11 protein-coding genes are annotated in these 12,927 nt (G+C 62.4%); all 11 read right to left on the bottom strand.

The window, feature by feature from the left end; all coding sequences use genetic code 11:
* Positions 1 to 2 precede the first annotated feature (2 nt).
* The 11 genes from denD to tolQ all read right to left on the bottom strand — a co-directional run bounded on the left by denD (position 3) and on the right by tolQ (position 12,778).
* Positions 3 to 986, bottom strand: a complete 984-nt coding sequence (gene denD / locus BM364_RS01000; RefSeq protein ID WP_092419704.1) for a D-erythronate dehydrogenase — start codon at positions 984 to 986, stop codon at positions 3 to 5.
* A gap of 80 nt (positions 987 to 1,066) precedes the next feature.
* Complete coding sequence (locus BM364_RS00995; protein ID WP_092419701.1) at positions 1,067 to 1,756, bottom strand: outer membrane protein; 690 nt, start codon at positions 1,754 to 1,756, stop codon at positions 1,067 to 1,069.
* Between the two features lie 116 nt (positions 1,757 to 1,872).
* A complete protein-coding gene (gene glmM / locus BM364_RS00990; protein ID WP_092419698.1) occupies positions 1,873 to 3,216 on the bottom strand; it encodes a phosphoglucosamine mutase in 1,344 nt (447 codons plus the stop codon).
* A 103-nt stretch (positions 3,217 to 3,319) separates the two neighbouring features.
* Positions 3,320 to 5,251: an ATP-dependent zinc metalloprotease FtsH gene (gene ftsH, locus BM364_RS00985; protein WP_092419695.1), complete on the bottom strand. Its 1,932-nt coding sequence runs from the start codon at positions 5,249 to 5,251 to the stop codon at positions 3,320 to 3,322.
* Between the two features lie 475 nt (positions 5,252 to 5,726).
* Positions 5,727 to 7,001 (bottom strand): tRNA lysidine(34) synthetase TilS, encoded by a 1,275-nt coding sequence (gene tilS, locus BM364_RS00980; protein WP_092419692.1) that lies wholly within the window; start codon positions 6,999 to 7,001, stop codon positions 5,727 to 5,729.
* Positions 6,986 to 8,020 (bottom strand): tol-pal system protein YbgF, encoded by a 1,035-nt coding sequence (gene ybgF, locus BM364_RS00975; RefSeq protein WP_092419689.1) that lies wholly within the window; start codon positions 8,018 to 8,020, stop codon positions 6,986 to 6,988. The genes tilS and ybgF overlap by 16 nt, the downstream gene beginning before the upstream one ends.
* A 172-nt stretch (positions 8,021 to 8,192) precedes the next feature.
* The gene (gene pal / locus BM364_RS00970; protein WP_092419686.1) at positions 8,193 to 8,693 is read right to left on the bottom strand and encodes a peptidoglycan-associated lipoprotein Pal; all 501 of its coding nucleotides are present in this window, start codon (positions 8,691 to 8,693) and stop codon (positions 8,193 to 8,195) included.
* Positions 8,694 to 9,013: 320 nt separating this feature from the next.
* Positions 9,014 to 10,324, bottom strand: a complete 1,311-nt coding sequence (gene tolB / locus BM364_RS00965; RefSeq protein WP_092423713.1) for a Tol-Pal system beta propeller repeat protein TolB — start codon at positions 10,322 to 10,324, stop codon at positions 9,014 to 9,016.
* Positions 10,325 to 10,389: 65 nt separating this feature from the next.
* Positions 10,390 to 11,622 (bottom strand): hypothetical protein, encoded by a 1,233-nt coding sequence (locus BM364_RS18290; RefSeq protein ID WP_175528412.1) that lies wholly within the window; start codon positions 11,620 to 11,622, stop codon positions 10,390 to 10,392.
* 9 nt (positions 11,623 to 11,631) lie between these two features.
* The gene (locus BM364_RS00955) at positions 11,632 to 12,075 is read right to left on the bottom strand and encodes an ExbD/TolR family protein (protein ID WP_092419683.1); all 444 of its coding nucleotides are present in this window, start codon (positions 12,073 to 12,075) and stop codon (positions 11,632 to 11,634) included.
* A gap of 1 nt (position 12,076) precedes the next feature.
* Positions 12,077 to 12,778, bottom strand: coding sequence for a protein TolQ (gene tolQ / locus BM364_RS00950; protein ID WP_092423711.1), 702 nt, complete (start codon positions 12,776 to 12,778; stop codon positions 12,077 to 12,079).
* Positions 12,779 to 12,927: the final 149 nt, after the last annotated feature.

Raw genomic sequence — 12,927 nt, 5'->3', positions numbered from 1 at the left:
ATTCAGCCAAGGCTGCCGCCGAGTTCATCCTCGATATGGGCGCGGATAATCTCGTCGAAACTGGTTTCGGCCACAAAGCCGAGTTGCTCGGCGCGACGGGCAACAAAGCCCTGCGGCCAGCCAGCCACGATTCTGGAGATGACCGGATCTGGCTCATGACGGATGAAAGCAGCTGCCTTATCGCCAGCCATGCGGCGCAGGGCCTCGATCTCGTCGCCAACCGTCGCGGCAAGTCCCGGCATTGTAAGGCTACGCCGCTGCCCAAGGCTCGTCGTATCGAGCGTTGCCGCATGCAGCAAAAAGCTCACTGCAGCGCGGGGGCTGGCGAACCAGTGGCGTACCGATGTCGATACGGGGAGAACCGCCTCCATGCCCGCAAGCGGCTCGCGGATGATGCCGGAAAAGAAACCGGACGCGGCCTTGTTGGGTTTGCCGGGACGCACGACGATGGTTGGCAGCCGGATGCCGATGCCATCAACGAACCCCCGACGGGAATAATCGGCCAGCAGAAGCTCGCCGATCGCCTTTTGCGTGCCATAACTCGTCAGCGGGGTCAGCGGGAACTCATCGGGTATGTCGGCCGGCAGGGGCTCGCCGAAAACCGCGATCGACGAGGTGAAAACGAGGCGCGGACAATAAGGCTCAGTGGCGCTTTCGAGGCGAATGGCTTCAAGGAGATGCCGCGTGCCATCGAGATTGATGCGATAGCCCTTTTCGAAATCGGCTTCCGCTTCGCCCGAAACAATAGCTGCGAGATGGAAGATAACGTCGGGACGCTCTCCGACGAGGCGCGCCGCGGCGCCCGGGGCAGACAGATCGAACGACTGTGCGTTGACCGGCGTTGTGCCGGCTCCAAACTCCGGGGGCACCACATCGGCGAGGGTGAGCTGGGAGATGTCCCTGGAGCCAACGCGGCCCTGAGACAAGAGAGCCCCAGTCAGCTTGCGCCCCACCATGCCGGCGGCGCCGATAATCAGAACCTTCATCGTCCCCTCCTCGAACCGATCCTAAAGCAAACGGCGCCTCCGGGGAGACGCCGTTCGAGCTTTTCACGATCGGGGAGAAATCAGAAGCGATAACGCAGCGAGGTCCGCACTTCGTGGATGAAGTTGTTGTTGATCAGGTAGGCATTGGCCAGGTTTTCAGGCTGGCTCATCACCTTGTTCATGTAGATGCCGCGATAGCCGACATCGGCGACATAGGAGCCGAAGTCGTAGCTGACACCCGCCATGACGGCGCCGGCGCCTTCGAGCGAGGTGCCCCAGGCTTGCTGGGTGCCGCCGCTCATGACTTCCGAATGGTTCTTGGCAACGCCCAGACCTGCGCCGACATACGCACCGAGACCTCCGGCACCATAGCCGTCACCCGAGAGGTTGAAGTCGTAATAGATATTGGCGAGAGCAAGGCCGGAGCGCAGATTGACATCGTGCCCGGTGGCGGTGTGCAGATTGCCATAGCTGAGATAGTCGATTGTCACGTCGGCACGGATGCCGTGGCCGCTGTCATAGCCGAAGCCGGCGCCAAGGCTATAGCCATAGCCCACCTTGTCGAACTCGACTACGCATGCGCAGTTCTGGCCATCCTGGGCCCACCAGGCGCCACCGGCAACGCTGCCGCGCAGGTAAAGACCGCCGGAAACGCCATAGTTCACATCCGGGATCTCGATCACCGGCGGGTAATAAGGGAGGTCCGCGGCGAAGGCCGGGCCTGCGACTGCTGTACCGACCAGCAGGGCTGCAGCAACAAGATTGCGCATGGGTTCAGTCCTTGAAAATGCCACGACACGCGTTCGTTCATGACACCTTTGAACCAAATGTCTTAATTGCCGCTTAACCGTATCCATTAACCCTGATTTTGCGCGCCAAAATCGGCTTACGCCACCTGCAAAATGGCCGCTTCTACCTGCGAGACGACACTTTCTACCAGCCCCGCATCATCGGCCTCGCCCATGACGCGGATCACTGGTTCAGTACCCGAGGCACGCACGACGAGCCGACCCGAGGTGCCAAGGCTCTCCTCGGCATCGCGGATAGCCTGCTTGACGCTCTTGTCGTCAAGCGGCTTGCCGGCCCGGAAGCGCACGTTGCGCAAGAGCTGCGGCACTTTTTCGAACCGATGGCAGATCTCGGAGACCGGCCGGTCATATTGCTTGAGCACGGACAGAAGCTGCAGGGCCGCGACAAGACCATCACCGGTGGTGGTGAAATCGGAGAGGATGATATGGCCGGACTGCTCGCCGCCCACATTGAAGCCCTTCAAGCGCATGGCTTCAAGCACATAGCGATCGCCCACCTGGGTGCGTTCGAGGGTGAGTCCGAGCCCGGTGATATAGCGCTCAAGGCCGAGATTGCTCATGATCGTGGCAACGATGCCTCCGCCCAAGAGCATCTCCCGTTCGAACCAACTCTGGGCGATCACGGCCATGAACTGGTCGCCATCGACCACGTTGCCCTTCTCGTCGACGATGATGACGCGGTCGGCGTCGCCGTCGAGCGCAATGCCGATATCGGCGCGCACTTCCTTGACCTTGGCCGAGACAGCTTCCGGCGCGGTGGAGCCGACCTTGTAGTTGATATTATAGCCATTGGGTTCGTCGCCGATGGCGATCACCTCGGCTCCAAGCTCCCAGAGCGCGACCGGAGCAACCTTGTAGGCCGCGCCATTGGCGCAATCGATGACGACACGGAGGCCCGAAAGATCGATGCCGCGCGGCAGGGTGCGCTTGGCGTATTCGATATAGCGGGTGCTCGCCGCTTCGTCGCGATGGGCACGGCCGATATTCATGCCGTGCGCCAGAAGCTTGGACGTGTCTTCCTCAATCAGCCGTTCGATCTCCGCTTCGACTTCGTCACTGAGCTTATAGCCATCGGGCCGGAAGAACTTGATACCGTTGTCGTCATAGGGATTGTGGGAAGCAGAGATCATGACCCCGAGGTCGGCGCGCAGCGAACGCGTGAGCATGGCAACGGCGGGGGTGGGCATGGGGCCCAGGAAATAGACGTCCATGCCCACGGCTGTGAACCCGGCCGCGAGGGCGCTTTCGAGCATGTAGCCGGATCGGCGCGTATCCTTGCCGATGACAACACGGTTGCGATGTTCGCCACGGACGAATTTAGTGCCGGCCGCCATGCCGACCTTCATCGCCAATTCGGGCGTCAGCTTGTCGCCATTGGCAAGGCCACGAATCCCGTCCGTGCCAAAGAATCTGCGCGCCATGAATCGCTCTCCCGCAAACTGGTCTTATGGGCTTGATACCACTTTCCGCGTGGTTCGGAGAAGTCTCTCAGCAAAAGGGCCACCCGAAGGTGACCCCAAATGCTTAACTTTCCGGTTGCGGCTCCATGCCGGGCTCCGGCGGAGCGTCGGGACGCTTCTTGCCCGCCCGTCCGGCGGTCGGCACGCCGGTCGCCTTTGGCGTCGTGGGACCGCTGTCGTCGGGACGCATGGGCTGCTTGCCATCCATGAGGGCGCGCAGTTCGTCGCCAGTCAGCGTTTCGTATTCCAGCAGCGCCTGGGCGATGGCTTCCCACTGGTCGTTATAGGTTGTGAGGATATCGCGGGCCGATGCTTCGCCGTCTTCGATCAGCTTGCGCACTTCCTGGTCGATCAGGCGTGCCGTGTCATCGGACATGTGCTGGCTCTGCGTTACCGAGTGACCAAGAAAGACTTCCTGGTCGTTGCTCTTGTAGCGCACGCGGCCGAGCTTTTCGCTCATGCCCCATTCCATGACCATCGAGCGGGCAAGCGAAGTTGCCATCTGGATATCGCCCGAGGCGCCGGAAGTCACCTTGGCCGGGCCGAACTTGATGATCTCGGCTTCACGGCCACCAAAGAGCATGGTAAGGCGCGCAAGGGCCTTTTCGCGGCTGAACGAATAGGTGTCGTTTTCCGGCAGGGTCATCACCATGCCCAGCGCACGGCCACGCGGAATAATGGTTGCTTTATGGATCGGATCGATGCCGGCAACCTTGAGCGCGATGATGGCGTGACCAGCTTCGTGATAGGCAGTCAGCTTCTTTTCGTCATCGGTCATGGCCATGGTGCGACGCTCGGCGCCCATCATGATCTTGTCCTTGGCGTCTTCGAACTCCTGATGGGTGACGAAGCGCTTGTTCTTGCGCGCCGCCATCAGGGCCGCTTCGTTGACGAGGTTCATTAGGTCAGCGCCCGAGAAGCCGGGGGTGCCACGAGCCAGGACCTTGAGATCCACGTCGGGAGCGAGCGGCACCTTGCGGACGTGAACCTTGAGCACCTTTTCGCGGCCCGAAACATCAGGGTTCGGCACGACGACCTGACGGTCGAAGCGGCCGGGACGGAGCAGCGCGGGGTCGAGAACGTCGGGACGGTTGGTCGCCGCAATCAGGATGATGCCTTCATTGGCTTCAAAGCCGTCCATCTCGACGAGGAGCTGGTTGAGGGTCTGTTCGCGTTCGTCATTACCGCCACCGAGACCGGCGCCACGCTGGCGGCCGACGGCGTCGATTTCGTCGATGAAGATGATGCAAGGCGCATTCTTCTTCGCCTGTTCGAACATGTCACGGACGCGGGACGCGCCGACGCCAACAAACATTTCAACGAAGTCGGAACCCGAAATGGTAAAGAACGGCACATTGGCTTCGCCGGCGACAGAGCGGGCAAGAAGGGTCTTACCAGTACCCGGAGGGCCGACCAGCAGCACACCGCGCGGGATACGACCACCGAGGCGCTGGAACTTGCCGGGGTCGCGCAGGAATTCGACGATCTCCTCGAGGTCCTGCTTGGCTTCGTCAACGCCGGCGACGTCTTCGAAGGTTACCTTGCCCTGGGTTTCCGTCAGCAGCTTGGCGCGCGACTTGCCAAAGCCCATGGCGCCGCCACGCCCACCACCCTGCATCTGGCGGATGAAGAAGAACCAGACGCCGATGATGACGATGAACGGGAGCCAGGAGGAAAGAAGGATCGACCAGAACGGGCTCGATTCCGGCGCGCGAGCCGTGATCGAGACATTTTCGGCCTCGAGACGCGATATAACGTCGGCACCGGCAGGAACAATGGTTTCGAAACGGCTTCCGTCATTGAGCACGCCATTGACCACATCATTGGTGATCGTGACGCTCGAAATGCGGCCCGCTTCCATGTCAGAAACAAACTGGCTGTAACTTTTCTCGCCCACGGACATGGTCCGCGTAGACGATTGGAAGACCTGGAACAGGCCCATCAGCATAAAGAGAATAACCAGCCAGATGGCAAAGTTGCGGAAATTTCCGTTCATTAATCCTGTCCCGGAGGAGCCAGCGCGCAGCGCGACAGCGTTTTGGCGAATGTAAGTCCCTCATTAGGGCGTTACAAGGGCAAGACCTGCGGTCTTCCGCTGTCGCCGTCCAGTCATATTGTCGCGACGAGGTTAACGAGGCATGGAGTCGAGGGGTTCCGGGGGTAGGTGCAAACTTTACACTCACTCCGAGGCTTATCGGCCAGTGATGGCACGCCTCCTTTTTTATCCTAGCGACGATAGAGAATAGCGAAAGGTTTTAAGGGTTTGGGCGAAATAGGTACGCTGAAGGCCCCTCACCCTGACCCTCTCCCCGAAGGGGCGAGGGGACGATGGGCGATCGCGCAGTGCGCAAGCCGTCACGAGATCATCGCCTCCTGCGTCCCCTCGCCCCTATGGGGAGAGGGTTAGGGTGAGGGGCGAGCGGGCAACCAAGCGCGCGGTCGTGAAGGCCGCCCTTGAGACAATGAGACACTCACTCCACCAAAAGCGTGATCTTTATGCGTTCGTCGAACGACCATCCGCCGAGAGCCAGGACGGCGCCGGATTCGTCGCGGACGATGGGGGCGGTGCGGATGGCTTCGGCGGGGGTGGTGACCTTGAAGCCCAAGACTTCTTCGAGCCGGTGACGGGGGAAGAAGTCGGTGGCGGCAGCGGTCAGATTAGTTAGTTCCGAAACATTGGTGATCTCGAAGCGATCGTCCCAAACAAGGGCAGCCTGGGGCGGCAAGATCATGCCTTCGGGCAAGGCCCGGCCCGGCTCGCGGGCGATAACAACGCAATCGTCCTTGATGCGAATGACTGTTCCAAGGAGCGTCGTGCCCTTGGGCAGGGTGTGGTTCGCGATCTGCTCGAAAAGGCGCTCAACCTGGCCCAGGGCGCGCGGTTTTTGGCGACCGCCGACAACTGCGAGGATCCGGCTGAGAACGCGGCGGCCGACAGCGGGACCTAGCTGGGTGAGCGGGGTAATGGAAAGCGAAGCGGCGCCGAACCCGTCAAAGCGCACAAGTTCGGAAAAAGCGGCGCTTGCGAGCTGGGCCAGCGCCTCGTCCGCTTCGGCCATGCGAACAGCAAAGCGCGACAGAGCGGCACTGTCGAGCCCTTCGCGGGCGAGCGCAGGCAGAAGTTTTCGCCAGCGCACGCGCTCATAATCATCGCTCTCATTAGATGGATCATGCGCAGGAGCCAATCCGGCGTCCTTGACCACCGCAGCAAGCGCAGACGGCTCGGCATCGAGGAGGGGGCGGAAAATGCGCACCCCTTCCACTTCGGACAGCGCCGTTATGCCTTTGAGGCCATCGAGCCCACTGCCATGGGCAAGACGCATGAGGATGGTTTCGGCCTGGTCGGCGCGATGGTGGGCGGTCAGCAGCACATTGGCGCCATCCATGATCATGGCGGCACCGATCAGTTGATAGCGCGCTTGGCGGGCCGCCTCCTGAAGCCCGGTCTCGGGGCGCTCGCCGGGCCAGGAGAGAGGCCGAAACTCAAGCCCGAGCCGGGCGGCCTCGCGACCGACCATGGCCACTTCGTCGGCTGCTTCGGGGCGAAAACCATGATCAAGACTATAAACGAAAAGGCGCGGCGCGTTTTCGAGAGCGTTGGCCCAGCGCGCAGCAAGCACCATGAGCGCGAGGCTATCTGGTCCCCCGGAAACGGCCAGCCCCAACGCCCCCTCGCCCGCAACCGGGGCGAAGAGCGCCGCCAGCGCCGAAGGATCGGCCAGATCCGGCGTTACGCTGGCGGACATTGGGCCTTGGCCTTTTCTTCGCCGAGGCGGGTGGTAAAGGCAGGAGGAACGGCCGTGTAGCGCCGCTCGACCTCGCCAAAGGTTCGGCAGGCCGTTTCGCGCTCGCCCGCCCCGTTGAGCGCCATACCCAGCTTGAGGAGCAGATCGGGCGCCCGCGCATGCTCAGGCTCTTTCTGCCAGGCATCGAGCAGCACTTCGGCGGCCCGATCGAACTGGGATTCGTAGATCAGCGCCTCACCGAGCCAGTTGGCAGCATCGGTGATCTGAGGATTGTTGGGATAGAGCTCGACGAACTGGCTGAACTGGTCGCTCGCAAAGGCGTAGTCACCGGCGACCATGGCCTCATAGCCGGCGGCGAACTGGGCGTCGGCATCGGCATTGCCGGTGTCGCGGCTGCTCGGATTGTAGCTCAGATCGAGCGGCTGGCCGGTGACGAGGTCGATACCCCCGGCTTGACCGGTGCCCACGAGCGGATCGGCGGAATTACCGATCTCGTCGGTGGGCGCGGCAGACTGGTCATCAAAGGTGGGGTCGAACTCGATCTCGCCCGGCAGCGGCTGCACGCCCTGTTCGGGGATATCGGTCATCGGCACGGCGTCTTCGCCGGTGGGAACGGGAGATTGGTTCTGCGGCGACGCCTCGGGCGGCGTCACGCCACCGGGTTGGGTCACCGCCTCAGTTTTTCCCCCAGCACCGCCTTCCAGCTGCTGGAAGCGGAACTCGTTGTCTTCCTGCATGCGGTTGACGATTTCCTGCATCTGGGTGAGCTGGAACGTCAGGCCTTCGATCTGGCCATTGAGCGAGCGCGTCTGCTCCTCGAGCTGCTGAATGCGCACCATCAGCTGAGCGCTGTCGGCCTGGGCGACCAGCATGCGGTCAGGCTGGGTGTTGGTGAAGGCAAGGCCGCTCAATTCGGCGGGCAGGGTTTGTGCCTGGGTCGCCGGGGCATAAAGGCCCAGCCCCATGGCAAGGGCGCACAAGCCGGCGCGCGCCTTTGTGTTGATCAGTCCAAGCTTCACGCCGTGTCTCCGTTTGGGTGTACGCCACCCCAAGATGGGTACTATTGGCCAGCCGATAAAGGCCAAATTTGGCTAAAACAAAACGCCCGGCCCACTTTCGTGATGCCGGGCGCTCCTTGCCTCCAGTTCTTTGAACTGGACTTCGGTGCACTCCTTTCGGAATGCCCGAGTTTTACTGCACCACGGTGACGGAGCGGCGGTTCTGGCTCCAGCAGGAAATGTCGTTGCAGATGGCAACCGGACGTTCCTTGCCGAAGGACTGATTGGTGATGCGCTGGCCGTTGACGCCCTTGGAGACGAGGTAGTTGACGACAACGTTGGCGCGGCGGGCGCCGAGGGCGATGTTGTATTCGCGGGTGCCGCGCTCGTCCGCATGGCCTTCGATCAGGATACGGTAGTTTCCGTACTGGTTGAGCCAGGCGGCCTGCTTGTCGAGGGTCGCCATGGCTTCCGAGGTCAGCGAGCTCGAATCGGTTTCGAAAAAGACACGGTCGCCGACGGTAACGATGAACTCCTGTTGGCTGCCCGGAGCACCGCCGCCGGGGCCGAGATTGCCCGCGCCGGTCAGGCCAACGGCATCGTTGGAACTGCGCGAACAGGCTGCGATGACAACAACGAAGAACAGCATCGCAGCAGCGCGCAACGCGGTCGAAAGAGGTGCGGGAATGGCCACGGGTAGCTCCAGGAAAGGCAACAATCTTAAGCACGGGATTTACCGCGCTTAATCTTAAAACCGGGTTTGTCCGGATGGTTAATCTTTGCCTATCGCGGCGCGAATGTGGCGGCAAACCGGGCTTTTTCGTGGCGTTGCAGAAGCGCAACAGGGAGGGTGGTCGATCACGTTAAGGTTAAGCAGAGTGGGGTGAGAAGAAGAACGCCCCCACTTAGCCTCCCCCTCCAGAAGGGAAAGGACGGATCGAGTTAATCTTGATGTCAGTGAGCCACCGCAGATTCCTCCCCCTTCTGGAGGGGGAGGCTAGGTGGGGGTATCAACTAGCTCCGCAGCGCTGACCACGAAGGGTCCGAGGCGTAGCTCTCGGTCGAGACGGTGAGCGGGTTGCGGCCCCAGATATCGACGCTCATCAGGCGCGGGCCGTCATTGCCGCCCGGATCCTGGAAGAACATGATGACGCGGCCATTGGGCGCCCAGGTAGGCCCTTCGGCGTGGTAGCTCGAATAAAGGAGGCGCTCGCCCGAGCCATCGGGGTTCATGATGCCGATGTGGAACTGACCACCGGATTGGCGGGTGAAGGCGATGAGATCGCCCTTGGGGGACCACACGGGGGTGGAATAGGAACCCTGGCCGAAGCTGATGCGCTGAGGATTGCCGCCGCTCGAGCCCATGAGGTAGATCTGGGGCGAACCGCCGCGATCGCTTTCGAAGACGATACGGCTGCCATCGGGCGAGTAGGATGGGCCGGTATCGATGGCCGAACCCGAGGTGAGCTGCATGGGCTGGCCGCCGCCGGTCGAGACGGAATAGATATTGGTGGCGCCGGACTGTTCGACCGAGAAGGCGACCGTGCCGCCGTCGGGCGAAAAGCGCGGCGCAAAGGTCATGGCCCCGACATTGGCAAGGCGCTGCTGACGCCCCGAGGACAGCTGCAGCAGATAGACCTGCGGATTGCCTTCGGCGAAGTTCATATAGGTAACAAGGTCGCCATTAGGGGCAAAGCGCGGCGTCAGTGCCATAGACGAGCCATCGGTCAGGTACTGCATATTGGCGCCGTCCTGATCCATGATCGCAAGGCGCCGCGTGCGGTTCGCCTTGGGTCCGCTTTCAGCGACATAGATGACGCGCGTATCGAAGTAACCCGTGCCGCCGGCGAGCTGTTCGTAGATGGCGTCGGACACGATATGGCCTATACGTCGGGCCGAATTAGGATCGGTATTGTAGCTCCGGCCGACGACCTGGCTGGCCTGCTGGGTGTCCCAGACGCGGACCGAAGAGGAGATCTGCCCCCCGCGCTCCACCGAACCCATGACGAGCGCGTCGACATTGACGGTGCGCCACTGGTTGAAGTCGGGCGTGCCGTTGACATCGCCCACCTGGATCGGCAGCGAGGCCGGATCGAGCGGCAGGAAAAGGCCGGAACGGCGCAGATTGTTGCGCACGATCTCGGCGATCTCGCGCCCGAAAGTCGGATCCGAGGATGCAAAATCGGGGATGGCGATCGGCAGCGGCTGGAAATTGGCGCCTTCGACCACGATGCGCAACTGCGCCATGGCCATGGGAGAGGTTGCCAGCAGCGCGCCACCGGCGAGGCCGAGCTTGAGCGCAGAGCGACGGGTGAGAAGCGTCATGGTCTTGGTTGTCTCCAATTTCGCCGTTTGGCCGGTTTTTGGCCAGCAAGAGGGCAAATTCAAGGTCACGGTCTGAGTTCCACTTCGATGGAACGCCACTCGTTGAAAGCATCTGCGGACAACATGGTATAGGGTCCGCACTGGACGACGGCACGCTGCGCGGCGCGCGCGATCGCCTGGCCGGCCGGCGTCTGGTCGGCCGACACCACCTGCGGCGTGCCGTTGACGCTGCCATCCTGGTTCATGGACATGCGCAGGGTCACGTTCATGCCCGAATTGTAGTCGCTTGGCAGCAGGTTCCAGCAATTCTTGATTCGCGCCACAAGCCCATCGATAGACGACTGGCTGAGGCGGGCGGAGGTGCCGGTGGTATCTCCGAGCGTGGGCGAGCCGCCCTGCCCCGTCGTGGCTCCTGTGGTCGGCGCATTGTTGATCAGCGCGGCGATATCGTCGGCTTGCGATGCGTTGGGCGCAGTGGGACCAGGCGGGCTTGGCCGGGGCGCGGGCGTCTGCGACTGGTTCTGTGCAGCTGCAGCGGAAGCCTGACGGCGGCGCTCCTCTTCCTCGCGGCGACGACGCTCGGCTTCGGCCGCGGCGAATTGCTCGCGCAGCTGGGCAAGGTTGGACGGTCGCGAGGCTGGCGTGGGTGCAGCAACCTGTGGCGTCTCGGGCTCCGGCGTTGGCTCGGGCGTCGGCTCTGGGGCCGGCGAAGGTGTCGGTGCCGGAGTGGGTTCAGGCGTCGGCTCTGGCTCTGGTTCCGGCTCGGGTGTCGGCTCTGGCACAGTCGTGGGTTCAGGACGCGTTTGCGGCACGGGCGCGACAGGCTGCGGCGTTGGCTCTGGCTCGGGAACAGGTTCGGGTGCAGGCGTCGGCTCGGGGACCGGCTCTGGTTCTGGTTCTGGTTCTGGCTCGGGTTCCGGCTCCGGCTCCGGCTCGGGCTCGGGCTCGGGAACAGGATCGGGCTGCGGCGCCGGTTCGGGCGCGGGAGCCGTTTCGGTCACCGGCTGAGGCGTCGGCACATCGGCGGGCGACGGGGTGGGCTGGTCCTGCTCGGTATTGCCGGTCGGCTGAGCCAGTTCGGCAGGCTGATCGCTTTCCACGATCGAGGGCGTATCGGTTTCAACAACCGTGCTGTCGAGCTGACCGGCCCGGATATTGGAATATTCTTCGATCGGCACGAGATCGACGGCGATGGATTCGACGACAGGCGTCAGCGGCTCGGTCGATCCAAGATTGATCAAACCAAGCACGATCAGCAGAACATGGGCTGAAACTGAAACGGAGACGCCTGTACGCATGGGCGCGGCCTATCGCTCGCGCTCGGTGACGAGCCCGATCTTGGAATAGCCTGCCGCCGACAGCAGCCCCATGACGCGCATCACCGCGCCGTAATTGGCCGTGGTGTCGCCCCGCAGGAATATCCGATCCTCGGGAGTCGCCAGTTCGGCAACTGCAGTAACAAGCTGCGTTTCGGAAACAGGGTTCTCTTCAACGAAGATCCCGCCTTCGGGCGTGACGGCCACGGTGATGGGCCGGGTCTGGCTAGCCATCTCCCCAGCTGCGGTGCGCGGCAGGTCAACGCTGACGCCCGCCGTCATCATCGGGGCCGCCACCATCATGATGATCAGCAGCACCAGCATGACGTCCACCATGGGCGTGATGTTGATCTCGCTGATCACGCCCGATCTCTTGCGGCGACGGCCGCGGCGTCCGCCCCCGCCTCCACCACCCGATACGCCTCCCATGCCCATGTCAGCGGCTCCGCGCTTCGAGCTGGCGGGACAGGATGGTCGAGAATTCGTCGGCAAAGCCCTCGAGGCGGCCAATCATCTTTCCGGCATCGGCCGAGAGCTTGTTGTAGGCGATAACTGCCGGTATAGCGGCCACAAGGCCGATGGCGGTCGCAAACAGCGCTTCGGCAATGGGACCCGCCACGACGGCAAGATTGGTATCGGACGAGGCGGCGATGTTGGTGAAGGCATTCATGATGCCCCAAACGGTGCCGAAGAGACCGATGAAGGGGCCAGCAGAACCGACGGTTGCCAGAAAACCCAGGCGCTTTTCAAGAAATTCGCTTTCACGCGCGATGGCGACGTCGAGCACCTTGTCGAGGCGCTGCTGCATGCCGACAAAGCTGGCTGCGTTCTGCTCGTGGCTGCGCTTCCACTCCTTCATGGCAGCGACAAACAGCGCGCCCATGCCACCGGAGGTCTTTTCCGACTGCTGCTTATAAAGCTCTTCAAGCGACTGACCGGACCAGAAGGTGCGCTCGAAATTGTTCATCTCGGCGCCAATGCGTCGGTAGGCAATGGTTTTGTCCACGATGATCGCCCAGCACCATACCGAGGCGGCCAAGAGACCCAGCATCACCGTCTTGACGACGATGTCGGCCATCCAGAACAGCCCCCAGATGGACAGGTCGGCATGAGGAGCGGCTGCTCCTACTGCATCCATGGCTTCCATGAAGTGATCCTTTCGGCCCGGCCCAAGCGCCCGACCCCATGTTGCTCGGATGGGGGCGGAATCTGTCAAAATTAAGAGAAATGCTTTGCAATCCGGGGCTTTCGGCACCGGCCGCAACGCAATCGTTCCTTTGACTCGAT

It is taken from the genome of Devosia crocina (genome assembly GCF_900116545.1).
Taxonomy (GTDB): domain Bacteria; phylum Pseudomonadota; class Alphaproteobacteria; order Rhizobiales; family Devosiaceae; genus Devosia; species Devosia crocina.
Note: the sequence above shows the minus strand (reverse complement) of the source record. Positions and strands in the feature narration are given on the sequence as shown.